General features: G+C 74.2%; 12 protein-coding genes and 27 pseudogenes. 25 read left to right on the top strand and 14 right to left on the bottom strand.

Translation table 11 applies throughout. The features are described from left to right. Positions 1 to 101: 101 nt before the first annotated feature. Positions 102 to 996 (bottom strand): RDD family protein (locus UK94_RS10470; RefSeq protein ID WP_235487459.1); only part of this gene is annotated, 895 nt, incomplete at its 3' end. Between the two features lie 886 nt (positions 997 to 1,882). Between UK94_RS10470 and UK94_RS46950 the strand changes: the two are divergent. The 13 genes and pseudogenes from UK94_RS46950 to UK94_RS10445 form a co-directional block, all read left to right on the top strand. Then, a pseudogene (locus tag UK94_RS46950) lies at positions 1,883 to 1,965 on the top strand (hypothetical protein); the annotation flags it as partial. A gap of 1 nt (position 1,966) precedes the next feature. After that, positions 1,967 to 2,424 (top strand): annotated as a pseudogene (locus UK94_RS10465) (response regulator); the annotation flags it as partial. A gap of 320 nt (positions 2,425 to 2,744) precedes the next feature. Then, positions 2,745 to 2,840 (top strand): annotated as a pseudogene (locus UK94_RS73410) (hypothetical protein); the annotation flags it as partial. A gap of 1 nt (position 2,841) precedes the next feature. Continuing rightward, positions 2,842 to 3,074: pseudogene (locus UK94_RS46945) on the top strand (ketoacyl synthase); the annotation flags it as partial. A 1-nt stretch (position 3,075) separates the two neighbouring features. Beyond that, positions 3,076 to 3,681, top strand: a pseudogene (locus UK94_RS46940) (beta-ketoacyl synthase N-terminal-like domain-containing protein); the annotation flags it as partial. An 8-nt stretch (positions 3,682 to 3,689) separates the two neighbouring features. After that, a complete protein-coding gene (locus UK94_RS46935; protein WP_313949480.1) occupies positions 3,690 to 4,076 on the top strand; it encodes a hypothetical protein in 387 nt (128 codons plus the stop codon). A 161-nt stretch (positions 4,077 to 4,237) separates the two neighbouring features. Then, positions 4,238 to 6,044, top strand: a pseudogene (locus UK94_RS46930) (beta-ketoacyl synthase N-terminal-like domain-containing protein); the annotation flags it as partial. Between the two features lie 5 nt (positions 6,045 to 6,049). Further along, positions 6,050 to 7,506 (top strand): annotated as a pseudogene (locus tag UK94_RS46925) (acyltransferase domain-containing protein); the annotation flags it as partial. Position 7,507: 1 nt separating this feature from the next. After that, positions 7,508 to 9,232, top strand: a pseudogene (locus UK94_RS73405) (polyketide synthase dehydratase domain-containing protein); the annotation flags it as partial. A 1-nt stretch (position 9,233) separates the two neighbouring features. Further along, a pseudogene (locus UK94_RS46910) lies at positions 9,234 to 11,106 on the top strand (KR domain-containing protein); the annotation flags it as partial. Between the two features lie 132 nt (positions 11,107 to 11,238). Next, positions 11,239 to 11,470 (top strand): annotated as a pseudogene (locus UK94_RS46905) (stage II sporulation protein M); the annotation flags it as partial. Position 11,471: 1 nt separating this feature from the next. Continuing rightward, positions 11,472 to 12,249: stage II sporulation protein M (locus UK94_RS10450; RefSeq protein WP_235487381.1), on the top strand; the 778-nt coding region annotated here is incomplete at its 5' end. 9 nt (positions 12,250 to 12,258) lie between these two features. Next, on the top strand, positions 12,259 to 12,738 hold the full coding sequence (locus tag UK94_RS10445; RefSeq protein WP_011602490.1) for a PPOX class F420-dependent oxidoreductase: 480 nt from the start codon (positions 12,259 to 12,261) through the stop codon (positions 12,736 to 12,738). On the opposite strand, the pseudogene UK94_RS46900 reads toward UK94_RS10445, so the two are convergent. The 6 genes and pseudogenes from UK94_RS46900 to UK94_RS46870 form a co-directional block, all read right to left on the bottom strand. Further along, positions 12,739 to 13,004, bottom strand: a pseudogene (locus UK94_RS46900) (alpha/beta hydrolase); the annotation flags it as partial. A gap of 1 nt (position 13,005) precedes the next feature. Then, positions 13,006 to 13,120: pseudogene (locus tag UK94_RS46895) on the bottom strand (alpha/beta hydrolase); the annotation flags it as partial. Between the two features lies 1 nt (position 13,121). Then, positions 13,122 to 13,340: pseudogene (locus tag UK94_RS46890) on the bottom strand (alpha/beta hydrolase); the annotation flags it as partial. Positions 13,341 to 13,361: 21 nt separating this feature from the next. Beyond that, positions 13,362 to 13,656 (bottom strand): alpha/beta fold hydrolase (locus UK94_RS46880; protein WP_235487379.1); only part of this gene is annotated, 295 nt, incomplete at its 3' end. A gap of 109 nt (positions 13,657 to 13,765) precedes the next feature. Continuing rightward, positions 13,766 to 13,874 (bottom strand): annotated as a pseudogene (locus tag UK94_RS46875) (VOC family protein); the annotation flags it as partial. 1 nt (position 13,875) lies between these two features. Further along, positions 13,876 to 14,105, bottom strand: a pseudogene (locus UK94_RS46870) (VOC family protein); the annotation flags it as partial. A 184-nt stretch (positions 14,106 to 14,289) separates the two neighbouring features. Between UK94_RS46870 and UK94_RS10430 the strand changes: the two are divergent. From UK94_RS10430 to UK94_RS10420, 4 genes and pseudogenes are all read left to right on the top strand, one after another. Next, positions 14,290 to 15,136 (top strand): annotated as a pseudogene (locus UK94_RS10430) (alkene reductase); the annotation flags it as partial. Position 15,137: 1 nt separating this feature from the next. Next, a pseudogene (locus UK94_RS46865) lies at positions 15,138 to 15,420 on the top strand (alkene reductase); the annotation flags it as partial. A gap of 73 nt (positions 15,421 to 15,493) precedes the next feature. After that, complete coding sequence (locus UK94_RS10425; protein WP_041938889.1) at positions 15,494 to 15,916, top strand: nitroreductase family deazaflavin-dependent oxidoreductase; 423 nt, start codon at positions 15,494 to 15,496, stop codon at positions 15,914 to 15,916. Positions 15,917 to 16,013: 97 nt separating this feature from the next. Beyond that, complete coding sequence (locus UK94_RS10420) at positions 16,014 to 16,490, top strand: DUF5990 family protein (RefSeq protein WP_041940206.1); 477 nt, start codon at positions 16,014 to 16,016, stop codon at positions 16,488 to 16,490. Here the strand turns inward: UK94_RS10420 and UK94_RS10415 are convergent. The 5 genes and pseudogenes from UK94_RS10415 to UK94_RS10400 all read right to left on the bottom strand — a co-directional run. Next, positions 16,462 to 17,757, bottom strand: a complete 1,296-nt coding sequence (locus tag UK94_RS10415) for a DUF58 domain-containing protein (RefSeq protein WP_041938890.1) — start codon at positions 17,755 to 17,757, stop codon at positions 16,462 to 16,464. The genes UK94_RS10420 and UK94_RS10415 overlap by 29 nt on opposite strands. 5 nt (positions 17,758 to 17,762) lie before the next feature. Continuing rightward, positions 17,763 to 18,752 (bottom strand): MoxR family ATPase, encoded by a 990-nt coding sequence (locus tag UK94_RS10410; protein ID WP_011602497.1) that lies wholly within the window; start codon positions 18,750 to 18,752, stop codon positions 17,763 to 17,765. Between the two features lie 936 nt (positions 18,753 to 19,688). After that, positions 19,689 to 19,796, bottom strand: a pseudogene (locus UK94_RS75975) (hypothetical protein); the annotation flags it as partial. Position 19,797: 1 nt separating this feature from the next. After that, positions 19,798 to 20,443 (bottom strand): DUF4350 domain-containing protein (locus tag UK94_RS46860; protein ID WP_235487377.1); only part of this gene is annotated, 646 nt, incomplete at its 3' end. Next, a pseudogene (locus tag UK94_RS10400) lies at positions 20,440 to 21,052 on the bottom strand (DUF4129 domain-containing protein); the annotation flags it as partial. The pseudogene UK94_RS10400 and the gene UK94_RS46860, both read right to left, overlap by 4 nt. A 1,689-nt stretch (positions 21,053 to 22,741) precedes the next feature. On the opposite strand from UK94_RS10400, the pseudogene UK94_RS10390 reads away from it, so the two are divergent. The 8 genes and pseudogenes from UK94_RS10390 to UK94_RS46825 form a co-directional block, all read left to right on the top strand. Further along, positions 22,742 to 23,529, top strand: a pseudogene (locus UK94_RS10390) (phosphoribosyltransferase family protein); the annotation flags it as partial. A 350-nt stretch (positions 23,530 to 23,879) separates the two neighbouring features. Next, a pseudogene (gene raiA, locus UK94_RS46855) lies at positions 23,880 to 24,158 on the top strand (ribosome-associated translation inhibitor RaiA); the annotation flags it as partial. Position 24,159: 1 nt separating this feature from the next. Continuing rightward, a pseudogene (locus UK94_RS46850) lies at positions 24,160 to 24,338 on the top strand (ribosomal subunit interface protein); the annotation flags it as partial. Between the two features lies 1 nt (position 24,339). Further along, positions 24,340 to 24,674: sigma 54 modulation/S30EA ribosomal C-terminal domain-containing protein (locus UK94_RS46845; protein ID WP_235487375.1), on the top strand; the 335-nt coding region annotated here is incomplete at its 5' end. A 132-nt stretch (positions 24,675 to 24,806) separates the two neighbouring features. Further along, a pseudogene (locus tag UK94_RS46840) lies at positions 24,807 to 24,938 on the top strand (DNA-binding response regulator); the annotation flags it as partial. Position 24,939: 1 nt separating this feature from the next. Next, positions 24,940 to 25,182 (top strand): annotated as a pseudogene (locus UK94_RS46835) (response regulator transcription factor); the annotation flags it as partial. Between the two features lies 1 nt (position 25,183). Next, positions 25,184 to 25,418, top strand: a pseudogene (locus tag UK94_RS46830) (LuxR C-terminal-related transcriptional regulator); the annotation flags it as partial. 1 nt (position 25,419) lies between these two features. After that, a partial coding sequence (locus tag UK94_RS46825) for a LuxR C-terminal-related transcriptional regulator (RefSeq protein ID WP_235487456.1) occupies positions 25,420 to 25,520 on the top strand: 101 nt, incomplete at its 5' end. A gap of 1 nt (position 25,521) precedes the next feature. On the opposite strand, the pseudogene UK94_RS46820 reads toward UK94_RS46825, so the two are convergent. Both UK94_RS46820 and UK94_RS46815 read right to left on the bottom strand, forming a co-directional pair. Next, positions 25,522 to 25,626 (bottom strand): annotated as a pseudogene (locus UK94_RS46820) (N-acetyltransferase); the annotation flags it as partial. A gap of 1 nt (position 25,627) precedes the next feature. After that, positions 25,628 to 25,900 (bottom strand): annotated as a pseudogene (locus UK94_RS46815) (GNAT family protein); the annotation flags it as partial. Position 25,901 lies beyond the last annotated feature (1 nt).

The raw sequence follows: 25,901 nt of genomic DNA, 5'->3' as shown, positions 1-25,901 counted from the left end.
TCTGACACTTTGATGTCAGGNCCGAGACCGGCCGTTCGACGGAGGTGCCTGCTCGGGCCAGGCGGAGACCGGCCCGGTCGTGGGCGGCCTGGGCGTGCGCNGCCCGGCACCCGTCCATGAAGCGCCTGGCGGCGGGGGGGCTGGAACCCATGCGGGAGCCGCGTTCGAACCGAACCCGCCCGGGGGAGCTGTGGGCGGGCGCTGCGCGGCGAGGCGGGCGTAGGCCCGGCGGGTGCGTTCGGCGAGCACCGCCGACAGGTAGGCCCACCCCGGCGTGCCCGGGGGCGGCGGCGGCGTGACCACCGCGCGCACCTCGTCGACCAGGCCGCACCCAAGGCGGTCCAGCGCCTGCGGCGACAGGGTGTGCGCACGGCTCAGGAACTGGCGGGCGCGCAGGGCGAGACCGTCGTCGAGCCCGGTCAGGTCGAGCAGGGCCGCCCACCCGAGCAGGGGCGACGGCACGAAGGGCGCGGCGCCGACGGTGCGTGGAACGCTCACCTGCAGCACCACCGTCCCGGCGAACACGTCGCCCAGGCGCTTGCTGTGCCGGGAGGAGATCATGCTCACGATGGCGGGCAGACCGAGCAGGGCCCCGGGGCGTTCGATGACCGCGCCGATGAGGCCCCGGGTGAAGGCGTGCCGGAAGCGGATGGGCCCGCCGTCGTCGCGAACCACCCGCAGGCCCAACGCCATCTTCCCGAGGGTCCGTCCGCGGCTCAGCGTCTCGCACGCCACCGGGTAGCCGAGCACCATGGCGACGTAGATCAGCAGAAAGATGGCGGCGACCAGCGCGTCGTCCTCGGGTCGCACGACGAGCACGACCAGGGCGCCGAGGATGTTCAGGATGTAGAACTCGGCGAGCAGGTCGATCAGCCCGGCCACCAGCCGTGATCCCAGCCTGGCCACCCGCAGGTCGATGGCGACCGCTTCACCGGTGACGATCGCTTCAGCTGGGGCGATCGCTTCACCGATGACGACCGCTTCACCGGTGACGATCGCCCCGCCGGGGCGGTTCGCCTGTGNGCCCGGCGCGCCGGCGCGGCTCGCCCCGTGGGGACCGCTCCGGACGACCTGGTTCATGGGGCCCCCGGGAATCTCGGTGTGCGTGCGGATCTCACCCTATGGTCTCCGGCGGGCACCGAGGACTGCCCGTCCAGGTGCGCCAGGACGGCTCGGTGGCTCCCCGCCGGCTGTCAAAACGGTTCGCATCGGCATACTACCGTCACTTACCGCACGCCCGGACTAATNGCGCAGGTATCCAAATCCTGGCTCGGAATTGGGCGGTGCGGGCACATTCGGTGCCGGCCGTCGCCTTCTCCGAGCAGTCGGGCCGGCCCGGCATGCCGGCTCTTGACGGTGCCGCGGAAATCCCCCCATGATGCAGGGGTGATCTCTGTTCCGTAGTGCCGAGAGAAGATTGGCCGACGGTGTGTTCGGCAGATTTTCTGGATCCTGGCCGGCGAGGGACGTGGCGGTGGATGTGGCCGTGGTGCCCTCGGCCCGATCGGAATCCAGCATTGCAAGAACCGTGGCTCGGGCGGAGCTGGGTTGCCGGCTGTCGGCGGGCCGGATGGCGTGGTTCCGATGAGCGAGGATGAGAACCAGGCTGGCGCCGGACCGAAACGCCGAGTGGTCACCGGCGGCCACCGACAACCCGCGGCTCGTTCTGTGTCGAACATCGGTCGATCATGGCCGCATCTCTGTGACCCTGTGACCCGTAAGTGTTCGGCCGGCCTTCGAGTACGGATTCTTGTGCCAGGTGTGAAGCCATCCGCTGCGCTGTCCGCGCGGAAGAAGGACGGCAGCCCGCCCGCGGCATCTGCGCCGCGCCCTATCGTCCGGAGCTGACAGCATGGNCGACCAACCGGTCCGCACATTGATCGTGGCGGCCGAACCCGTCCTCGCCGCCAGGCTGCGCGGCTACGTCGCCGGTGTTCCAGGGTTCGTCGTCAGCGGGGTGGCCAGNAGCGGGGAGCAGGCGCTGTCACCCGCCCTGCGCGGTCGGCTCGACCTGATCCTGCTGGACTTCTTCCTGCCGGACATGAGCGGGCTGGACGTGTGTCGGGCCCTGTGCGCCCGCGGCTCGGCCCTCGACATCATCGCCGTCTCCCTCGTCCGGGATCTGGCCATGGTGCAGGCGGCGATGTCCTACGGCGTCATCCAGTACGTCGTGAAGCCGTTCACCGCCATCGCGTTCCGGCGCTGCCTGGAGCGGTACTCGGCCTTCCGGCGGCAGATCGCGGCCGGCGCCGGCGGGCTCGTGCGCCAGCGTGACGTGGACCTCGCCCTGTCCCGGCTGCGGCTCGACGGCTCCGGCGTGACACTGCCCAAGGGGCTGTCCGCCCCCACTCTCGACACCGTGGTCGGCCACCTGCGCGGGGCGGTGGGGCCGTTGTCCGCGGACGAGGTCGCCGGGGGCCTCGGNCTGGCCCGGGTGACGGCGCGCCGCTATCNCGAATGGCTGGCCGCGCAGCGCCTGGCGATCCGGACCATGAGCTACGGCCACACCGGCCGACCGCGCCACCTGTACCTGTGGCGTCGGACGTGACACTCGCCGCCGGATCGGGCCCGGGCAGACCACTATGACCTAAACGGCGACAGCGCCCCGGTCGCGCGCAAAGGTAGCTGTTGGNGGCCTCGCCGGCCGGTCCGTGACCTCGCTGCCGGCGACTTCCGCCCCCATCGCCGCCGAACCCGTGCGTCCACATTCTGCTCTGCCGACCGGACCACCTGGAGTGACCGCGATGGCCGACGACCGCACTGCCGCCGCGCCCACAGAACGAGACGTGCTGCTGACCGGGATGGGATTCTGCCTGCCTGGTCTCGAACGTCCCAGCCTCNCCGCGGACGACGTCTGGGCGGTGGCGTCGAAAGGGATTTCCTGCCTGACGCGGGGCGACATCTACTACGGCTCCGTCGCACTCACCGAGGAGATGTTCGACGAACGGCTGCCCGACATCCCGGCGCTCTACCGCCAGCAGCTCACCCGATCGCACCGGCTCGGACTGATCTCCTTCGTCCAGGCGTGCGCGGACGGCGGGCTGGACTTCCGCGCCGGCGATCTCACCGAGGCTNCCATCCTCACCGGCCGCGGCAGTGTCGACGACAACGTCCGGGTCCACCGGGACCTCCTGGACGCACGCCCCGAGGGCCTCACCCCGGACGCCGCCGTCGGGCTGTTCATCCAGACCCAGCTCGGGGCCACCCCGTACGACGTCGCGTTGCTGCAGGCGTCCCTCGCCCGCACCCGCGGGCCGAGCTTCTCGGTCACCTGCGGCTGCTCGTCCTCGACGATCCAGCTCGGGAACGCGCTGCGCATGATCCAGGCCGGTGAGGTGGAGATCGCGCTCGTCACCGGCGTCGACTCCGGCAGCGCGGATCTCGCCCGCCAGGGACAGGAAGTCCTGCGCGCCGCCGAGCGGGGCGGGCCGGCGGGCGCCCCGGGCTTCGTCCCGGACGAGCCTCCCTCCACCGACCACCGCATGCACCCCTACGACGAGCGCGCGGGCAGCGTCGGGTACGGCGAGGGGTCGGCGACGGTGGTGCTGGAGAGCCGCGCCCATGCCGAACGCCGCGGCGCCCGCCCCCACGGCCGCCTTCTCGCGCAGGCCACGACCCGCGACGGCCTGTTCAGCCCGCTGTCGGTCGACATCACCGGAACGGCGCTGGTGACCGGGGTCCNCCGCTGCCTGGGCGAGCGGTGGAGCATCGACCAGATCCCCTACATCAACGGGGGCAGCGACGGCGACCCGAACGTGACGAACGTCGAGGTCAACGCCGTGCGGGAGCTGTACGGGCCGAGGGTGCCGGCGGTGCTGCTCAGCTCCCAGGAGGCGTGCTTCGGCCACAGCGGCGGGCAGGCCGGTGCGCTGGGCGCGGCGCTGACGACGCTGATGATCGCCCGAGGCGAGGTGTGTCCCACCGCCGGCTGCGAGCGGCCGGCCGCGGACCTCAGCTTCGACCCGATTCCGGGGACGAGCTCGCGCCCGCTCGGCTTCGACTACGCGCTCAGCTTCACCTACCAGACAGGCGGCCTCAAGGCCGTGATCCTGCTGGGCTCCCCGGACGCGACCTGACGCCCTTCCCCCGACTCCCTGACGCCCTTCCCCCGACTCCCTGTTCCCTGCCGTCGGCGTTCCCTTCCCCAGTGTTCCCTCCCGTCAGGCCGCACCCCGTGGCCGGGTCCGACGGCCTCCGGCGCGGCTCCGCTGGTTTCAGCGTGTCCCTGTGCTGCCCGATGCCGGGGTGCGCCCGCGAGAAAGGAACCGCACCCGCCATGAGTGAGGCACCCGCCATGAGTGATGACGTGGTCACCCGGCCCGAGGAGCGGCCGGCGTCCGCGATGGGCCATGCCGAGGACGCCGTCGCCGTGATCGGGATGGGCTGCCGGTTGCCCGGGGGAGTGGACTCCCCGGCGTCCCTGTGGGAGCTGCTGGTCTCCCGGCGCGACGCCGTCGGCGAGCCACCGCCCGGTCGCTGGGTGGCCGAGGAGTACCTCGACCCGACTCTGACGGCGCTCGGCCGGTCGGTGCCGCGCCAGGCCGGCTTCCTGGCGGACATCGCCGGCTTCGACGCGGACTTCTTCGGTGTCTCCCAGCGGGAGGCCGACGTGCTGGACCCGCAGCACCGGCTGCTGCTGGAGGTGGCGTGGGAGGCGTTCGACCACGCCGGCCTGCCGGCGGAACGGCTCGCCGACACCGCCACCGGCGTGTTCATCGGGCTCAACGGCTCCGACTACGCCGAGCGGCTCGTCGGGCGGCCCGAGGAGCTGGAGGGATCGCTGCTCGTCAACGGGCCGTGCGTGGCCAGCGGCCGCATCGCCTACCTGCTCGGCCTGCACGGGCCGTGCCTGACGGTGGACACGGCCTGCTCCTCCTCGCTCGTCGGCGTGCATCTGGCCTGCCGCAGCCTGGCGGGCGGCGAGTGCGACGTCGCGATCGCCGGGGGTGTGGCGTTGATGCTTTCTCCTCGGGTGTCGAAGTCGCTGGTCCGGATGAGCATGCTGTCGCCGACGAGCCGCTGCCACGCCTTCGACGCCGCCGCCGACGGCTTCGGCCGCGGCGAGGGCGCCGGCCTGGTCGTGCTCAAGCGCCTGGCCGACGCCCGGCGTGACGGCGACCGGGTACTCGCGGTGATCCGCGGCACGGCGGTCAACCAGGACGGCCGCACCGACGGGCTGAGCGTCCCCTCCGAGCAGGCGCAGTACGCCGTGGCGAAGGCCGCGCTGCGCCGGGCCGGCGTCGACCCGGCGGACGTCGGCCTGGTCGAGGCACACGGCACCGGGACGACGGTGGGCGATCCGGTCGAGTTCCGGGCCCTGTCGCGGGCCTACGGCGGAGGGACCCAGCGGTGTGCCCTGGGATCGGTGAAGACGAATCTCGGCCATCTCGAGCCCGCCTCCGGCGTCACCAGCCTGATCAAGACCGTGCTCTGCCTTCAGCACGCGCAGATCCCGGCGAACCTGCACTTCCACGAGTGGAACCCGGCGATCGCGGGCGTCGAGTCCCGGTTCTTCGTGCCCACCGACCTGGTCGACTGGCCCGTGCGGGGCACGGGCCGGGTCGCGGCCGTGTCCTCCTTCGGGTTCTCCGGCACCAACGCGCACGTCGTCGTCGCGCAGGCGCCGTCGGCTGCCGACCGGCTGTCGGCTACCGACCCGTGGGCGGCCCGTGCCGCGTCGGGGGCGAGCGGCCCGGACGTGGTCGTCGTCCCGGCCGGCTCGGCCGAGGTGCTGCCGGCCGCCGCAACCCGCCTCGCCGACTGGTTGGCCGCCGGCGCTGACTCGGCCGCCGGCACTGGTTCGGCTGCCGGCGCGGTGCGCGACGTCGCGTACACGCTGGCCCGGCGGCGCGCGACGGGGCGCGGCCGGCTCGGGGTGGTCGCCTTCTCCCGGCAGGAGCTGGTCGCGGGCCTGCGCGCGTTCGCCGCCGGTCGCCCCGCGCCGAACGTGGTGGCGGGCACCGCCGTCGCCGGTGTGCCGCGGGACACGGTCTGGGTGTTCTCCGGACAGGGGTCGCAGTGGGCCGGCATGGGCCGCGACCTGCNGGTCGTGGAGCCGGCGTTCGCCGCGGCCATCGCCGAGGTCGACCCGCTCATCCGGGCGGAGACGGGGATCTCGGTCCTCGACGCGTTGCGGGCCGGCGAGGAGCTGGTGGGCTGCGACCGCGTCCAGCCGGTCCTGTTCGCGGTGCAGCTCGGGCTGGCGGCGCTGTGGCGGGCGCACGGCGTGCGGCCCGCCGCTGTGATCGGGCACTCCATGGGAGAGGTCGCGGCGGCCGTCGTCGCGGGCGCGTTGAGCGTCGCCGACGGCGCCCGGGTGATCTGCCGCCGGTCGCGGTTGCTCACCCGCATCGCCGGGGCCGGCGCGATGGCGACCGTCGGTCTCGATCGGCGCGCGGTGGCGGCCGATCTCACCGCGACCGGTGCCGACCGGGAGGTCTCGGTGGCCGTGCTGGCCGCGCCGGGCTCGACGGTCGTCGCCGGAGCCGCCGGCCGGATCGACGAACTCGTCGCGCACTGGACCGCCCGCGGCATCCCGGCCCACCCGGTCGCCGTCGACGTCGCCTCCCACTCACCGCAGGTCGACCCGCTGCTCGGCGAGCTCGCCGAGCAGCTCGCCGAGCTCGACCCGCGTCGGCCCGAGACCGGCTTCTACGGCACGGTCGAGGACTCCCCGCGTGCCGCGCCCGCCTTCGACGCCGCGTACTGGTGCGCGAACCTGCGCCGCCCTGTCCGGTTCACCGACGCCGTCGCGGCAGCCGCCGCCGACGGGCACCGCGTCTTCCTCGAGATCTCGCCGAACCCGGTGGTGGCCCACGCGATCGCCGGCAGCCTGGCCGGGGGCAGCCGCACCCCGGTGGTACTGCCGACGCTGCGCCGGGACGGCGACGGTCAGGCGGAGTTCCGGATCGCGCTCGCGGCGGCCCACTGCGCCGGCGTGCCCGTCGACTGGTCGGTCCTCTACCCCGACGGGGTGATCGTCGACGTTCCTCCGCTGGTGTTCGACCGCCGCCGCCACTGGATCGACGCCCCCCTGCCCGGCCCGCGGACCCCCGCGGCGACCCCCGGCCACGGGGCTGCCGCGGCACCGCTGCCGGGCCTGCACTCCGAGGTGCCGAGCGGGCCGGTGCGCCACCTGTGGCGCTGCGACGTCGGCACCGCGGCCGTCGGCTGGCTCGCCGACCACCGGGTGCACGGCCGGGCGGTGCTGCCCGGCGCCGCCTACTGCGCGTTCGCGCTCAGCGCCGCGGCGGAGGTGTTCCCCGACGCCGCGCCGGCTGAGGTCGTCCTGACCGAGACCGCGTTCGAGGAACTGCTCGACCTCGACGACCACACCGACGCGCTGATGACCGCGACACCCAAGGATCCGGACCGAACCCTGATCGAGATCTTCGCCCGCAGCGACGGCACCGAGAACGGCTGGAGCCGGCGCATGTCCGGCGTGCTGCGACGGACCACCGCGCCCGCGCCGGACGGCGGGGCGGCGCTGCTCGACCTCGCCGTCGCNCACCCTCGCCGCGTCGGGCCGAGCGAGGTGTACCGCAACCTGCGTGGCCGCGGGATCGACCACGGACCCGCCTTCGCCGCCATCACCGACCTGCACGCGGGGGCGGACAACCACGGAGTCTGGGCGACCGTGACCGTCCCGCCGTTCGCCGCCGCCGGGGCCCAGGAGCTGCCCATCCATCCCGTGCTCCTCGACGCCTGCGCGCAGGCACTCGTCGTCAGCCTGCCGGCCGCGACCGAGCAGGGGCTGGTCCTGCCCGCCGGCATCGACGAGATCCGGGTGTTCGGGGACACCACGACCGTGCGGTACGTCCACGGCTGGATGGAGTTCCCGGACGCCGGCGGCGTCGGCAGTCCCGCCGGGCACGTCCGCCTGCTCGACGCCGCCGGCACGCTCGTCGCCGCCCTCGACGGGATGCGCTACGTCCACCACAGCACGGCCGACTCCGCCACCGCGGGCACGGCGCCGACGGAGCTCGCCGCACGGATCGACGACTGGCTGTACGGGGTCGCGTGGCAACCGCAGCCGCGTCCCCCGGCCGCCGGGCCCGGCCGGCCGGGCCGCTGGCTCGTGCTCGGCGAGCTCACCGGCTCCGCGCGCGACCTTGCCGCCGCGCTCGCCGCCGCCGGGGCGGACGCCGAGTTCGCGCTGCTGCCCGGCGCCGCCGACGACCCCCGGCGGTGGGCGCGCGGCACCGGGCCGGCGTGGGCCACCGCGGGCCGACCGGAGCGGGTCGTGGTCGTCCTCGACGGCCCGGCCGCGGCATCCGAGGCGGCTTACTCATCCGGTGGATCTGACTTATCTGGTGAAGCTGACTCATCCGGCGGATCCGGCGCGGCCGGTGGGGCTGACGCGGCTGACGCGGCTGACGCGGTCGGTGGGGCTGACGCGGTCGGGGCGCGCGCTGTTGCACCGGACTACGGCTTCGCCGACGCGCCGCTGGATCCGCCGGCCGACCCGCTGGCGCTGTCCCCGGTCGCCGCCGAACGGGCCACCCGGGCGCTGCTGACGGTGGTGCAGACCCTCGCCGGGTTGTCGGGCGCCGCGCCGCGGCTGTTCACCGTCACCCGCGGCGCGCGGGCCCTGACACCGGGGGCCGTGCCCGACGCCCACCGGGGTGGGGTGCGCGGCCTGCTGCGGGTACTCGCCCACGAGCACCCCGAGTACCGCATGCTCCACCTCGACGCCGATCCGGCCGGGGTCCTGCCCGCGGGGGCCGGTGCCATCGCCGCCCCCGGCGGTACCGTTCCTGGCGGATCTCCTGCTCCTGGCGGCACCGGGCCCGGTGGTGCAGGCACCGGGCGCGGCCCGTCGTTCGCCGCCGACGCCGACGATCTCGCCGACGAGCTGCTCGCCGACGACGCCCTCGCCCCGCCCGGCACCCCCGACCCCGTCGCCATCGCCGTCGACGATGAGATCGCTCTGCGCAGCGGGATCAGGTTCGTCGCCCGCGTGGTGCTGACGCCGGTGACGGCCGCCGAACGGCACGACGCCGGCCACCAGCGCGTGCGCTACGGCCGCGACGGCTTCGCGCTGCGCACCCCCGAGTCCGGCGACCTCGACGATCTGCGCGTCGCCGTCGCCGAGCGGCGCCAGCCGGGCCCTGGGCAGGTGGAGGTGCGGGTGCGCGCCGCCGGAGTGAACTTCCGCGACGTACTGCTCGCTCTCGGCGTGCTGCCGCCGTCGCCGATCGGGTTCGAGTGCGCTGGCGTCGTCACCGCCGTGNGCCCGGACGTCACCGCCCCGCGCCCCGGCGACGAGGTCGTCGCGGTCGACCTGCTCGGCGGCGGGGCGTTCGGCTCCTTCCTGACGACCGACGCCGACCTGACCATGCCGATCCCCGCCGGGGTGGACGCGGCGGCGGCAGCCGGCCTCCCCGTCGCCTTCGCGACCGCCTGGTACGCCCTACGAGAGGTCGCCGACCTGCGCGCGGGCGAGTCGGTCCTCATCCACTCGGCCACCGGCGGGACCGGGCTCGCAGCGATCGCCGTCGCGCGGCTGCTCGGCGCCGAGGTCCTCGCCACCGCCGGCACCCCGGAGAAACGGGCCTACCTGCGCGGCATCGGCGTGCGCCACGTCATGGACTCCCGCTCGCTGGACTTCGCCGCGCAGGCGCGCGCGGCGACGGGCGGCCGGGGCGTCGACGTCGTGCTGAACTCCCTGACGGGCCCGGCGATCCGCGCGGGGCTGGAGACCCTGGCGCCCTTCGGCCGGTTCATCGAGCTGGGGTTGCGCGACATCCTCGCCGACAGTCCCCTCGGCCTGCTGCCGTTCCGCAACAGCATCACGCTGGCCAGCGTCAACGCGATCGAGCTCTGCCGCGAGCAGCGGCACCGGGTGGTGGCCCTGCTTCGCGAGCTGTCCGCTGCCTTCGCCGCCGGCGATCTCGTCCCGCTGCCCGTGCAGAGCTTCCCGCTCGCCTCGGCCGCCGAGGCGTTCCGGTTCATGGCCGGCGCCCGTCATATCGGCAAGATTGTGCTGACCGTCCCGGACGACGGGCAGGCCATGGCGATCCGGCCCGGCGGCGCCCCGTCCCCGGTGCGACCCGGCGCGGCATACATCATCACGGGGGGTCTCGGCGGGGTGGGCCTGGCGACCGCCGCCTGGCTGACCGCCCACCGGGCCGGCCGCGTGGTGCTGTGCGGCCGGTCGGCACCGAGCCCGGAGATCGACAGGCGGCTCACCGAGCTCGCCGCCCAGGGCACCGACGTCCGGGTGGTCCTCGGCGACGTCGCCGAGCCGGGGGTCGCCGAGCGGCTCGTCGCGGCCGCCACCGCCGACGACGTCGCTCTGCGCGGCGTCGTGCACTCGGCGATGGTGCTCCGGGATGCGGCGCTGACCACCATCACCGCCGAGCAGCTGCACGGCGTCTGGCATCCCAAGGTGTTCGGGGCCGCCCGGCTGCACGCGGCGACCGAGGGCCGTCCGCTGGACTGGTTCGTGCTCTACTCGTCCATCTCGTCGCTGTTCGGCATCCCCGGCCAGGGCTCCTACGCCTCGGCGAACTCCTGGCTCGACGGCTTCGCCGACTGGCGCAGCGCCCAGGGGCTGCCGACCACCTCGATCAACTGGGGGGTCTGGGGCGAGATCGGCGGCGGCACGATCTTCGGGGAGCGGGGTTACGAGACCATACCGACCCGCGACGGCCTGTACGCCCTGGAGACGGTCCTCGCGCACGGCCGACGGCACGCCGGCCTGCTGCCCGGGGACCCGATCGCCTGGATACCGCCGGCCGGTCGCCCGCTGCCGGTGTTCTCCGCCGTCATCCGGGCCGGTGGCGTCCAGGCGGCCGAGCAGGACGGTCCGACCGACATCCGGGCACGCCTGCGGGCCGCGGCGGCGGGGGAGCCCCGGCGGGCGCTGTTCGAGGAGTACCTGGGGGAGCATCTGCGGGTGGTGCTGCGGCTGAGCCAGAGCACGCTCGACCCGGACACGCCGCTGCGGTCGTTCGGCTTCGACTCGCTGCTCGCCCTCGAGCTGCGCTCCCGGTTGGAGCCCGCACTCGGTATCACCCTGCCCGGCAACTTCGTCTGGAGGTACCCGACGATCGCGGCGCTCGCCACCGGCCTGGCGGACTTCGCCGGCCTGGCCCTCGATGGNGGCGACGGGTCCTGACGGGTCCTGACGGACCTGGCATCTCCTTGACGGGACAGCTGCGCCACGGGTGATGCCACGGCCGGTGGTGGCGGGGAGTCCCGACGCCACCACCCGTCTGCGAGGATGAGAGCGCCATGGATCTCGATGCGTTCGTCGCCGTGCACCGCCCGGAATGGATCCGGCTCGGCCGGCTTGTCGACCGGGCCGGCCGGCCGCGCCGGATGAGCGGCGACGAGCTCGACGAACTGGTCGAGCTCTACCAGCGGACCGCGACCCACCTGTCGGTGATCCGCACCCGTTCCTACGACACCAGTCTCGTCGACGACCTCACCATCCTGGTGACCCGCGCCCGCGCGGCGGTGGGCGNGGCGCCCGACCCCGGGTGGCACGTCGTCGGCCGGTTCTTCGCCGTGACCTTCCCGCTGGCCGTCTACGAGCGACGCCGCTGGGTGCTCGCGACCGCGCTCGGCTCGGTGCTGGTAGCGCTGGCCATCGGGCTCTGGATCGCCAACGACGCCGAGGCACAGGCCAACCTGGCGCCGCCGAGCGCGGTCGCCAAGCTGTGCCGCTCCGACTTCGCCTCGTACTACACGGAGAACCCGGCTCCTTCGTTCGCCAGCCAGGTCTGGACGAACAACGCCTGGGTGTCGGCGACGGCGGTCGCCGCCGGCGCGCTGCTCGGCCTGCCGACCCTGCTGGTGCTGCTGGTGAACGCGGTGAACACCGGGGTGGTCGGCGGGTACATGACCAGCTGCGGGCAGAGCGGCCAGTTCTGGAGCCTGATCCTCCCGCACGGCATGCTGGAGCTGACGGTCGTGTTCCTCGCGGGCGCGGTGGGCCTGCGCCTGGGCTGGTCGATCATCGCGCCGGGCCCGCGGCGTCGGGTCGAGGCGCTGGCTGCCGAGGGGCGGGGGGCGGTGACGATCACGCTCGGCGCCGCGGTGGCCCTCGCGGTCTCCGGTTTCATCGAGGCGTTCGTGACGCCCTCCGGGCTGCCGACGGCGGTGCGGATCGGGATCGGCGCACTGGCCTGGGCCGGCTTCGTCGCCTACACGTGGGGCTACGGCTCGCGCGCGGCCGCCGCCGGTCAGACGGCCGACCTCGATGCCGCCCACGGCGCCGCCGACCTGGCCCCCGTGGCCTAGGCTGCCAGGATGAGTCCGACCGCAGCCAGGGATGTCAGCGTCGACCGCGCGGGCCTGCTCGACTTCGTCCGCCCCCGCCACCGCGGCATCCTCGTCACCACCCGCCGCGACGGCGCCCCGCAGCTCTCCCCGGTGACGATGGGCGTCGACACCGCGGGTGACATCGTCGTGTCGACCTACCCGGAACGGGCGAAGACCCGCAACGCGCGCCGCGACCCGCGGGCGTCGATGTGCGTGCTGTCCGACGAGTTCAGCGGCGACTGGGTCCAGGTTGACGGCACGATCACCGTGGTCGACCAGCCCGCCGCGGTCGAGGAGCTGGTGGAGTACTTCCGCTGCATCAGCGGCGAGCACCCCGACTGGGACGAGTACCGCGAGGCCATGCGCCGCCAGGAGAAGGTGCTGCTCCGGCTGCGGATCGACCGGTGGGGGCCGATCAGCCGCGGCGGCTTCCCCGCTCGCCTGCTCGCCCCGGCCGACGAGAGCTAGCTAACCCGGGCCGCTGGCCCGCGCGCGGCCGTCCGCCACCGAGAGATGGTCGGCGACCAGGTCCGCCACCGCCGCGGTGGCCTCGCGGTGGGGGAAGTGGCCCACGCCGTCGAGGACGACCCGGCGGTACCCGCCGGTGAAGTATGCCGCCTGGCCCGCGGACGCGGCCGGTGAGTCGCAGCGGTCGTCGCCGCCCTGGATCATCAGGGTGGGCACCCCGAGCCGCTCGACCTCGGCGAGGCGACGGCGCAGGTCGTCGTAGCGCGNGTCGCGCGGCTCGTTCGCATGGAACCGTGCCCGGTAGGCGTTCAGGGTGATCGCCGCCCAGTCCGGACGGGTGAACGCCGGCGCGGTGGCGGCGAACTCGTCGTCGTCGAACCAGNCGGGCGGGCTCCAGGTGTCCCACTGGATGCGGGCGAAGCCGACGGGATCCTCGCGGACCGCCCGCGCCCCGGCATCGACGAACATCAGCCACTGGTACCAGAACGCCCTGGCCTGCTCGAAGCCCGGCATGGTGAAGCTCCCCCGCGGCTGGTAGGCCAGGGCGAGCGCGGCGATGGCCGTGAGACGGCGCGGCGCCAGGGCGGCGAGGGTGTAGGCGGNGCGGGCGCCCCAGTCGTGGNCGACCACGGCAATCCGCCCCAACCCGAGGGCGTCGGCGAGGTCGAGCGCGTCCTGGGCCAGCGCGACGGCCTGACCGTCGCGCGGCGTGCCGGCGTCGCGGAACCTGGTCGCGCCGCTGCCTCGCAGGTCCGGGACGATCGTGCGCCAACCCCGTTCGTTCAGCCCGGCCTGCACCCCGTGCCAGCCACGGGCGGCGTCCGGCCAGCCGTGCAGCAGAACGACCGGCGGCCCATCGGCGGGCCCCGTCACCTCGACAGAGATGTCGAGCACCTCGGTGCGGACGGTGGTGGGCATCGCCGATCTCCCTGCCTTCCTGGGATTCGTGCGTTCCTGGGAGCCGCGCCTTTCCCGGATCCGTGTTCCTAGAACCCGTGATGGACGGCCTCGACGTTGTGGCCGTCGNGATCGCGCAGGAAGACGCCGTAGTAGGTGGGGTGGTATTCGGGCCAGACGCGTGGCGCGTGCAGCACCTCGACGCCGTCGCGCACTGCGGCCTCGTGCACCGCGTCGACNGCGGCCCGGTCCGGGGCACGGAAGGCGACGTGCAGCTCCCGGGTCTCGGCGCCGGCCGCGGGGCTGAGCCAGAACGACGCCTTCCCGTCCGGCCCGGACAGGCCGACCACCACGGAATCGCCGGCTGGGAAGCGTTTCGCCTCGCGGATGCCGATGGCCGCGAAGGTACGCAGGTAGAAGGCGAGCGATGCCTCGACGTCGGCCGCCTGGACACCTATGTGATCAAGCATGGCCGCATGCTAGCGCCACCCTCCGACAGTCCGGTCACGATCGGACGCTGCGACCACCTTCCTGTCCGGGTGACGCGTCTCACACTCGATGTGACCGGGAAGGGGCGTCGGCGGGCTTGAGGTTCGGACTGGGTAGTCCGCGACCGCGCTCGGCGGGGGCGTGACGGTGACGAGAGGGAGTCCGATGACCACCGCCTTCGACCCGATCGACCTGGCCGGCCTGCACCTGGCGAACCGCATCGCGATGGCGCCGATGACCCGCAACCGGGCCTTCGGCCCCGGCGCCACCCCGACGCCGTCGATGGCGACCTACTACGCCCAGCGGGCCGGCGCCGGCCTGATCATCACCGAGGGCGTCCAGCCCTCCGCCGTCGGCCAGGGCTACCCGAACACCCCTGGCCTGCACAGCGCCGAGCAGGTTCAGGCATGGCGGGCGGTCACCGCCGCCGTGCACGACGCCGGCGGAGTGATCTTCGCCCAGCTCATGCACGCCGGGCGGATCAGCCACCCGAGCCTGCTGCCCGCGGGCGCGATCCCACTCGCCCCGTCCGCGGTCCGTCCCGCCGGCCAGACGTTCAGCGCCACGGGCATGGCGGACTTCGAGACCCCGGCCGAACTGACCGAGGTGCAGATTTCCGAGATCATCGCGGAGTTCGCCGAGGCGGCCAGCAACGCTGTCGCCGCCGGCTTCGACGGCGTCGAGGTGCACGGCGCGAACGGTTACCTCATCAACCAGTTCCTGGCCACGAACGCCAACCGCCGCACCGATGGCTGGGGCGGCTCGGTCGCCGGCCGGATCCGGTTCGCCGTCGAGGTCACCCGGGCCGTGGTCGAGGCGATCGGCGCGAACCGGGTGGGGCTGCGGATCTCGCCCGGTGGCAGCTTCAACGACATCGTCGTCGACGACGTGCCCGCCACGTACACCGCGCTGGTGGACGCGGTGCGCCCGCTCGGACTGGCCTACCTGCACATCGCCGAGAACGCCGAGCGGTCGCTGACCGTGGAGCTGCGCCGCCGCTTCGGCGGCACGCNGATCCTCAACCCGGCCACGGGTGACCAGCCGACCGGGCTCGCGGACCTTCCCCTTGTCGAGGACGGCACCACCGACCTGCTCAGCTTCGGGGCCGCCTTCCTCGCCAACCCGGACCTGCCGGCCCGGCTCGCGGCCGGCGGACCGTTCAACCCGGGCGACCGAGCGACCCTCTACGGCGGCGACGACCGTGGCTACCTGGACTACCCGACGCTTCTCCCGGTGGCGACCGGGGCTCCCGCCGTGCCCGCCCAGCAGCCAACCGCCGCAGCCCTGCCCGCCTGAGCCATGGNGAAGGTCGTGAACTCGTATACCGTCCGGACCCGACCAGATGGTTCGACGAGGGGAGTGCCCACCCATGGCAGACACGGACGACTTCAACGCCCGGATCATCGCCGACTTCCGGGCCACCGGGGGGCACCCCGATGGTCAGTTCGCGGGAACTCCGATCCTGCTGCTGCACACCACCGGGGCCCGCACCGGCGCCCCGCGGATCAACCCGCTGGTGTACGCCGAGGACGGCGACCGCTACCTGGTGTTCGCCTCCAACGGCGGGGCGCCCAGGGATCCGGCCTGGTACCACAACCTGAAGGCGCACCCCGGGGTCAAGATCGAGATCGACACTCGGGTCCTGGACGTGCATGTCGACGAGGTCACCGGGGCCGAGCGGGACGCCGTCTACGCCCGGCATGCCGCGAACTACCCGGCTTTTGCCGAGTATGAGGCGAAGGCCGGCCGGAAGATCCCCGTCGTCGCGCTGACCCCCGTCCCCGCGAGCTGACGGTTGCGCCGCGACGATCGCGGCGGAGCCCACCTGTCGCGGCGGTGTGTCGGTGCCGCCAGCCCCGGCGGGCGACCGGGCGGAGGATGATGGGCCGGTGCGCATCCGCATCGAGGGCGTCGACCTGCCGGGATCGCGATGCGCTCCGGCCGGCGACGCGCATCGCCACGTCAACGTCCACGTCGGGGTGCAGGCCCGCGGCCGGCAGGACGACCTGCTGGGCCTGCACCGCGGCGATGCCCCCCGAGCGGACTGGACGATCGACTGCACCGTGACGCAAGGGCCCGCCGGTCTCGACCTGCGTGGCCGCCACATCCAGGGTCGACCCGGCGCGCGTTTCCTCTACCTGTCCTGGGGCGACGTCGACGACGCCGGCACCTTCGCCATGTTCCGGCGGGCGAAGCTGATGCTCGACGCCGTCGACCCGGACGTCCTCGCCGCGGCGGTCGGCACCGGGGAGCTGGTCGGCCGGCTCGGCCTGACCGACGCCCGCGGCCAGCCGCGGTGCGCGGCGGTCCGGCCGCCGGCGATCACCTGGTCGGCGGTCAGAGCCGACCGAGGGACTTCAGGGTGAGGTAGGCGTCGGTGACGGCCGCGGCATAGCCGGCCGGCGGCGCGTCGACGACCTCGACGCCGCGGCGGCGCAGCGTCTCGGTGAGCTCGCGGCGGCGCATCAGGGTCTGTTCGGCCGCCGCGGCGGCGTACACGGCGCGGACGTCGCCGCGGCCGGCGGCGAGCTCGTCGACGCGGGGGTCACGCAGCGCCGCGACCACGACGGTGTGCCGCGCGGTCAACGTCCCCAGCGCGGGCAGCAGCCCCTCCTCGATCACGGCCGGCGCCAGCTCGGTGAACAGCACGACCAGGGATCGGCGCGAGGTCTCCCGCAGCACCGTCGAGACGATCCCGGCGTGGTCCGCCTCGACGATGGCCGGTTCCAGCCGGGCCATGGCGTCGGTCACCCGGGCCAGGAACGCGTGGTCGTGCGAACCGGGCAGCGTCACGCGAGGCACGCTGTCGTGCGCGACGAGACCGACCCGGTCGCCGGCGCGCAGTGCGACCGCGGTGAGCAGCAGCGCGGCGTCGAGCGCATGGTCCAGCCGGGGGACGTCGCCGACGCGTCCGGCGGAGGTCCGCCCGGTGTCGAGCACGCAGACCACTCGCCGGTCCCGCTCCGGCCGGAAGGTGCGGACGACCACCGCTCCGCGTCGGGCGGTGCCCCGCCAGTCGATCAGGCGGACGTCGTCGCCGATCACGTAGTCGCGCAGGCTGTCGAACTCCGAGCCGGCGCCGGCCCCGCGGATCGCGACCTCGCCCTCGACCTCCCGCAGCCGGGCCAGCGCCGCGGGCAGGTGCCGGCGCGACGTGAACGGCGGCAGCACGCGGACCCGCCACGGGCTGCGGTGGCGGCCCTGCCGGCCGGCGAGGCCGAGCGGGCCGAGGGAACGCACCGTGATGCGGAACGGCTCCCGGTCGCCGCGCCGCGTCGGGTACAGCGTCGTCTCCAGGAAGCGCCGTTCCCCGGCGGGGACGACCACCTGATGCTCTCGCGGCCGGGCGCCCGCGGACGGCGGCCAGGCGTCGCGGACCCGGGCCCGCACGGGCCGGTCACCGTCGTTGGCGATCCCGAGCACGAGGGGGACGGGCTGGCCCAGCCGGGCGGACGTCGGCCCCGACCGGGTGAACGCCAGCGTGCGGACCCCGCCGGCCAGCGTCAGGTCGACCCCGAGGAGGGCCACGATCACCAGGTCGACGACCAGCATCGTCAGGCCGGGCGCGGGAGACAGCAGGACGACCAGCACCCCGAACAGGGCCAGCGCGACGGCACGCCCGGTGATCGCCACCGGACCTACCGGGGAACCGGGACGGTGGCCAGCACCTGTTCCAACACCACGTCCGCGGTGACGCCGTCGAGCTCGGCCTCGGGCCGCAGGCTGATCCGGTGACGCAGCGTGGCCCGTGCCAGGGCCTTGACGTCGTCGGGGGTCGCGTAGCCGCGTCCCGACAGCCACGCCCAGGCCCGGGTGGTAGCCAGCAGCGCGGTCGCCCCGCGCGGCGACACCCCGAGCTGCACGCTCGGCGCCACCCGGGTCGCCCGCGCCAGGTCGACGATGTATGCCAGCACCTCCGGGTGCACCGCGACGGCGAGCACCGCCGCGCGCGCCGCGGCCAGGTCCGCCGGGCCCGCGACCGGCCGCACGCCGGCCGCGGCCAGGTCCGTCGGGTCGAAGCCGCCGGCGTGGTGGGCCAGCACCCGGATCTCGTCGTCGCGCGGCGGCAGCGGCAGTGTCACCTTCACCAGGAACCGGTCGAGCTGCGCCTCGGGCAGCGGGTAGGTGCCCTCGTGTTCGATGGGGTTCTGGGTCGCCAGTACGGCGAACGGGGTGGGTAGCGGACGGGGCGTCCCCTCCACGCTGACCTGCCGCTCCTCCATCACCTCCAGCAGGGCGGCCTGGGTCTTCGGCGGCGTCCGGTTGATCTCGTCGGCGAGCAGCAGGTTCGTGAAGACCGGACCCTCGCGGAAGGTGAACGCGGAGCTGCGGTTGTCGTAGACGAGCGAGCCGGTGACGTCACCCGGCATCAGATCCGGGGTGAACTGCAGCCGCTTGGTGTCCAGTGACAGTGCGGTCGCCAGGGTGCGTACGAGCAGGGTCTTCGCGACGCCCGGCACGCCTTCGAGCAGTGCGTGCCCGCGGCAGAGCAGGGCGACGACCAGCCCGCTGACGGCGGCGTCCTGACCGATCACGGCCTTGGCAACCTCGCCGCGCAGCGCGATCAGCGCCCGACGGGCGGCGTCGGCGTCGGGTGGCGCGGGCCAACCGCCCGACTGGGCGGCCACCGGCTTCGGCGGGCCAGGCGGTGCGGACGGTGCTGGCGGTGCGGATGGTGCTGGCGGTGCGGACGGTGCTGGCGGTGCGGACGTTGCTGGCGGTGCGGATGGTGCAGGCCGTGCGGATGGGGATGGCGGGGCAGTCGGGATCTGGTGGGTCGGTGNGGCGCCCGGCCGGCGGAGAGTCTCCTCGGCCGGCGCGTCATCCCGGGCCGGTCCCGCGNCCGTCGGCTCCGCGTCGATGTTCGGGGAGGTCACCGTCCACCTGCCTGTCGGTCGAGTTCGTCGAGCGCGCGGGCCAGTGCAACCAGCGCGGCGTCCCGCTCACCGGGCCGCCCGGCGCCGCCGGTGCCGCGCCGGGCGCCGGGCCCGTCGACCGCCGCCGCCGGCCCCGTCGGCGAGGCGGCGTCCGGCGGGAGATGACGCGACTGGTAGCGGTCCCGGGCCCGCCCACGTGGGCTGGGCGCGCCGGTGGTCTGCGGCGGCATGCCCGAACCGTACAGGAGCGATCCGATTTCCGAGGGTGACCGCCCGGTGCGTTCGCTGACGGAGGCCACGAGGGCTACGGGATCGGGTCCGGCTGTCCTGCCCGGTCCGGCCAGTACGGGCAGCCCCGTGCGTTCCGCCAGCCGAACCCGGATGCCGGCCCGCAGGGCGTCGGCCGCCCGGTCACGGGCGTGGGCGGCGGCGTAGAGCCGGCCGCGACCCTCCACGGTCTCCGCGGCCCGCACGATCACGGGCAGCGGCTCGGGCACCGGCGGTCCCAGCCGCCGCCCCCGCCACAGGGCCAGGAGCACCAGGACGACGAGGGCCTGCAGGCACGCCCACCGGACCCCGGCGGGCAGCAGGTCGGCGACGCCGCGGGTGCCGACCCCGCCGGCGGAGTCCGCGGCCGGGGTGATCCAGGACAGCGTGGGGTGCCGGGCGAGCAGGCCGAGCGCGAGNGCCGCGTTGCCCGCCCGGTCCAGCTCCCCGTTCGTGAGGAAGTCCGCGGAGCCGAGCAGCACCAGCCGCCCGGCCGCCGGCGCCGCCTCGGTCCGGCCGGGGTTGAGCNCCGCGAGTTCGGCCGCGTCGGGCGGGTCGCCGTAGCAGAGCGTCGGACGCATGTCGCCGAGATCGGCGCCGTCCGCCGGGGTGAAGGCGCGGCCCGTGCCGATCGTGACGCGGCCCGCCACCGCCGCCTCGGGGAGCGCGCACCGCGGGCCGGACTCGCCGCTGTCCGGCTGCGGGTCGGCCGTGACGACGCCCACGTCGATGGCGTCGAGGACAGCGTCACCCGGCGCCACCAGGACGACGTCGGAGCCCCGCCAGACGCGGCCGAGCAGGTCGGTGAGCGCGTCGTGGGTCAGCCGCCCGGGCCGGACGACGACGAGGGTGCCCGGACGGCTGACCGATACTGCGGGCACGGCGTCGGCGGCGGTCACCGCCACGCCGCGGGCGCGCAGGATCTGGGCCAGGGCACGGGTTCCGTCGGACTCGGGCGAGGCCACATCCAGCGCCTGCCGTCCGGTAGGGCGGGTGGCCAGGGCGGTGATCACGAGGAAGCCGAGCACGATGGCGCCGACGACGGCCGTCACCAGGGTCCCGCGGCGCACCACCGGCGGGCGGGGGCCGCTGCGCACAGCGCTCGACGAGGCGCCGCCCGAGCCGGTGCCGCCCGGGCTCGTGTCGTCCGGCGTCAGGGTGCCGTTGGCCGTCATGCCGGCACCGCGAGGCTGTCCGCCGCGCCGTCCCGTCCGCCCGCGCCGCGCCGCAGCCGCGACAGTGCGCTGTCCGCGTCGACGAGCACCTGGTAGCCGGCCGCGGTGGCCGGGCGGCCGCCGTACCAGATCTCGCTGAAGACCTCCACGGCGGCGGCGAGGGCAGCCCGCCCGTCCCCGGCCGGGCTCGCGCCGGCCAGATCATGGTCGGTGGCTGGCATGCCGGGGACGGTGGCGGCCGGCCCGGCCGGCCCGCGATCGGCGGCCGGGGTGATCCGGGCGACCTCGGCGACGAGCTCCCCGGCGGTGCGTCCGGGGCGTGGGTCGAGCACGCCCTTCTCCTCGAGCATCCGCACGATCGCCCGCAGCCGGGAGCGAACCGCCCGCGCGTAGTCCCCGCCGGTTGCGTATCGGTCGGCCTCGGCCCGCAGCTGCGCGGCGGTCAACGGGCTGGACAGGTCGTCCGCGGCCGCCTGCCGCGCCCGCGCGGTCCGCCGGACCGGGCCCAGCCACCACCGCAGCGCGACCGCTCCGACGACGAGCACCACCACGAACGCGAGGACCCCGAGGCCGCGGGAGCCACCGCCCGACCCGCTGTGCGGAAGGATCNAGTCGAAGAAGTCCGCGATCCGATCACCGATCCAGCTCAGCAGCCGGTTCCACCAGTGCGGCCGGCTGTTGCCGTAGATGCTGTCCGACAGCTCGCGGTGTGCCTCCTCCCGGGCGCCGTCGCGGGTGACCGGGCCGCCCAGCGTCATCCGGGCATCCCCNCCCCGGCCCCGCGGGCCCGGGCGGCCTGGGCGAGGGTGACGTCCANCCCCTCCCGCCGAATCCGCAGGTCGATGTACAGCAGCACGACGGTGCCGGAGACGATCGGCGTGGAGATCGTCGTGGCCAGCAGCTGGCCGATTCCCTGGACGATGTGGCCGGTGATCGTGAGATCGCCGCCCAGGAAGTCGCCGAACACGTCCGACGACCCCAGGATTACCGCGGTGATGATGGTGAGCACCGCGCTGAGCATGAACGCGACGAGTGTCGAGAGCACCAGGATGCCGAGGCAGCGCCACCAGGAGCCGCGCACGATCGTCACAGAGCGGCGCAGTGCGTGGCGGACNCCCCCGCCCTCGAGGATGTATGCGGGCGTCGCCAGTCCCAGATAGATGCCCACGACGACCGCGCCGACCAGCAGGGCGACCAGCCCCAGTGCTACCGCCGCCGTGACGACGACCGTGAGGGCGAACAGGCCGCCGAGACGTGGGGCGACCCGTTTGACGGCCTCGGTCGGGCCGATGCGACTACCCAGCGTCGCCTCGCTCACGACCACGCTGAGCACACCGGACAGGAACAGCCCGAGGACGAGGTCGAGTGCGAAGGTCGCGAGGATGCCCAGTGCCGACACGGCGGTCGAGGCGTTCTCCGTGGTGATCGCCACCACTGTGGAGATCGTCTCTACGACGGCCGCGGACGCGACGGTGACCCCGATCGTCGCGCCCGGATTCGCCCGGATCGTGGCGAAGGTGCCGTCCAGGATTTCGCCGAGGGNCAGCGGACNCAGCGGGATGATCCCCGGCTTGGGCGCCGCCGCACCCCAGCGCCACGGGCCCGGCGGTCCGGGCGGTCCAGATGGGGGCCCGTAGCGCCCGGGCGGTCCGCTCTGGGGAGGTCCGTGCCATCCGGGCGGTCCGCCCGGCGGGGGCGCGCCGACGGGCGCCGGCGGCTGACCGGCGGGCTGGTCGGGATGCCCCCACCCGTCGTGGGGCAGCGGCTCGCCCCACGACGGCCCGGCGGAACCGCCGCCCGGAGGCGACGATGTGCCGGGCGCGGCCCAGCCGGGACCGTCGGTCATCGGTGTGTCTCCACTCGTCGTTCGGGCGTCGCACGTGGGCCGGGCGCCGCTCATCGGTCCTGCCGTCTCGCGGTCGGGGGTATCTGTCCGGCGGCGGGTCGCCGCGCGGGNCTGTTCCCCGTTGCCAGGATTCTGTGCCCTGGGGCGGGGGTGTGCCGAGGTTGGCGCGCGGATTTCGCCGGCCATGGCCGGGATCGCCTGCCCGGATGTGCTCCCGGCCGGCTGTACGCACGCGGTCCGCTGCACGGAGATGATCCGTCCAGCGTCGATCGTCTCAGACGGCGTCCCACCGCCCTCCGAGGCCCTACTCGTCCCGGGGGAGTGGGGCCGGACTGCCCTTCCGTAGGCATCCATCGTGTGTCCACAGCCCGGCCGGAGCTCGGGGGGTGCGTTGTCCACAGATCGTCCGTGGGGGCTGGCGAACGCCTCGGCGGGCGGNGATCCTTCCTTCCATGGCCCGCGCCCTGCTGCCCCTGCTCATCCGGAACCTGGCAATCCTCACCGACCTGGTCGTGCCGCTGGCGTGCGCCGGCTGCGGCGGTCGGGGGGCGTCGGTGTGCCCGGCGTGCGCTGCGGAGCTGCGCGGTCCAGCCTTCCTCGCCGCCGCGGGTCCCATGGCCACCCCGCGGCGGCGAGGGCTGCCGCCGTGCCTGGCGGTGGCTCGCTACGGCGGCCGGGTCCGGTCGCTTCTGCTGGCCTACAAGGAGCGCGGCCGGGTGGATGCCGCTCGGCCGCTGGGAGGCGCGCTGGCCCGCGCGATCGCGCGGGCCTTGCCCGCCGCCCCGGGCGCGCCCGCCGAAGCTTCCGTGACGCCGGCGCCGCTGCCGGCGTGCCTGCTGGTGCCGGTGCCGTCGACCGCGGCGGCGCGTCGTCGGCGCGGCTTCGACCATCTGGCAGTGCTGTGCTCCGCGGCGGCCACCGTGCTGCGCCGCCATGGTCACCGGGTGCACGTCGCGCCCATCCTGCGGCCGGTGCGCCGGCTCGCCGATCAGGCCGGGCTGGGCGTCGCGGCGCGGGCAGCGAATCTCGCCGGTGCCTTCGAGCTGGCGAAGCCGGCGCGCGTGGGCCGACGTGCGCCATTGCCGGCGGGCGCGCGGGTCATCGTCGTCGACGACGTGCTGACGACGGGGGCGACGCTGGCGGAGGCGGTGCGGGCGCTGCGGGCCGCCTGCGTGCGGACCACCGCCGTCGCCGTGGTCGCCGTCACCGATCCGACGCGCGGAAGAGCAGCCCTACCCGCNATCCACGGTCCGCCGGGGTGAAACTGCCGGTACGCACCGACCGTGTCAGCCCGCAAGGGACGAACGAACGGGCGGCGGCGGGCCCTGATGCCTGCCGGGCGTAGCGCACACGTCGTGCGGATGCTGGGCTGACGGGCGGAGTAGGCCCGCCGCAGTGGGGAAGGAGGCGAACGCGGGCGACCGACCGCAAACGGCACGACGGGAAGGTGCGACAACCGTGGACAGGGCGTCCGTGGATCGTCTCGGCCCGAGGCCGGGCGTGTCCCGGAGGACGCCACAACATACCGGCGCACGGCCGGCCGCTGGCGCGGGTCGCGTCGCCGGGACTGGCGAACGGGAGGTGGATCGCGTGGACATCGTGGTCAAGGGCAGGCACACCGCGGTTCCGGAACGGTTCCGCAATCATGTCGAGGCCAAGCTCGCCAAGTTGGAGCGGCTGGACTCCAACATCATCAGCGTCGACGTCGAGCTGTCGAAGGAGCACAACCCCCGGCTCTCCGACGTCTGTGACCGGGTTGAGCTCACCGTGTACTCGCGGGGCCCGGTGATCCGGGCCGAGGCCGCCGCCGCCGACTGCTATGCCGCCCTCGACCTGGCCACCGGCAAGCTCGCCGAGCGCCTGCGCCGGNCCGCCGACCGACGGGTCCGTCACCACGCCAACCACGCCGGTGCCAAGCAGTCCGGTATCACCTCCGTGCCACTGGAGAGCCTGATGCCACTGGAGGGCACGCGGCCGGCCGACCTGCGTCCCGTCGCCGAGGCGGCACCGTCCGGGGGAAACGCGGCGCGCCCGGTCGTCGCCGCCCCCNCGGACTCGCTCACCGCAGCCCACAGCCCTGCCGGCCAGGGCGAGGGGGCGGAGCAGGAGCCGCTGGTCGTGCGGGAGAAGACGCACGAGGCCGAACCGATGACGCTCGAGGACGCCCTGTCCAACATGGAGCTGGTCGGCCATGACTTCTACCTGTTCCTGGACGTCGACCTCGGCCTGCCCAGCGTCGTCTACCGCCGCGTCGGCTACGACTACGGCGTGATCAGGCTCTCGGGTTCGGCTGGTGCGGTAGCCGCCGCATCGCTGGACGCGCACCATGACGTGGACCGATCCGCGCAGGATCGCGGCGCGTTCGCGAGCTCGGCCGCTCTTTAGACGATCTGCAGGTCACGCCCACCGACTGACGTGGGACCATTTGCCTCGGGTGTCGGAGTGCACGGCACGCCACCCCGCGCGCAGGCGCGTGGGGTGGCGTGACCGGGGTGAAAGTGGTCCTAAGGAGGTCAGATGACGGTGGAGGAGCAGCGCTCTGAGGAGGTGCTGCCGACGCCATCGGAGGCGAACCCCATCCGGGTGCTCATCGTCGACGACCATGCACTGTTCCGGCGCGGGTTGGAGATGGTGCTGGGCCAGGAGGTCNACATCGAGGTCGTCGGGGAGGCCGCGGACGGGTCCGAGGCCGTGACGATGGCGAAGGAGATGGCTCCCGACATCGTGCTCATGGACGTGCGGATGCCGCGCCGCGGCGGCATCGACGCCACGAGCGCCATCAAGGAGGCGGTACCAAGCGCGAAGATCGTCATGTTGACGATCAGTGACGAGGAGGCCGACCTCTACGACGCGATCAAGGCGGGCGCCATGGGCTACCTGCTCAAGGAGATCTNCATCGACGAGGTCGCGGCCGACATTCGTGCCGTCTACGGCGGCCAGAGTCTGATCAGCCCGTCGATGGCGTCGAAGCTGCTCAGCGAGTTCGCGGCGATGATCAAGAACAAGGACGACCGGCCGCAGCTCCCCACCCCCCGGCTCACCGACCGGGAGATGGAGGTGCTTCGCCTCGTCGCCAAGGGCATGAACAACCGCGACATCGCCAAGCAGCTCTACATCAGCGAAAACACCNTGAAGAACCATATCCGCAACATTCTGGAGAAGCTGCAGTTGCATTCCAGGATGGAAGCGGTGGTCTACGCGGTTCGGGAGAAACTACTCGAGATTACCTGAGTCATCGCCGCGGGTCGTCGGGCGGCGGCGGGTCGTCCGCAAGTCGCGAGCCGACCCAGCAGTCGAGTCGCCGACCGTCGGCTGACACCACGGCGTGTCGCAGGGTNCCTTCCAGCGTGAATCCGCATTTCTCGGCCACCCGGAGGGACGCGGTGTTGCCGACCAGGGCCCGCCAGCCGATCCGGTCCAGTCCCAGGGCCCCGAAGCCCCAGCGGGTCACGGTCGCCACCGCCTGTGAGGTCACGCCCTGCCCGCGGGCCGGCGCCGCGCACCAGTAGCCGAGTTCGGCGTCGCCCTGCTCGGTGATGTCCACCAGGGCGACAGAGGCGAGCAGCTGCTCGGTCGTGGCGTCGACGACTGCGAACGACGCGCCGGTCCCGN

The organism is Frankia sp. AvcI1, from assembly GCF_001420875.1.
In the GTDB taxonomy this organism is placed as follows: domain Bacteria; phylum Actinomycetota; class Actinomycetes; order Frankiales; family Frankiaceae; genus Frankia; species Frankia alni.
The sequence above is the reverse complement of the archived record's forward strand: the minus strand, read 5'-3'. Positions and strand labels throughout refer to the sequence as shown.

Coding starts and splice junctions, on each gene's coding strand:
- UK94_RS10445 (WP_011602490.1), top strand. CDS start 12,259: ATGAGTCCGACCGCAGCCAGGGATGTCAGCGTCGACCGCGCGGGCCTG.
- UK94_RS10425 (WP_041938889.1), top strand. CDS start 15,494: ATGGCAGACACGGACGACTTCAACGCCCGGATCATCGCCGACTTCCGG.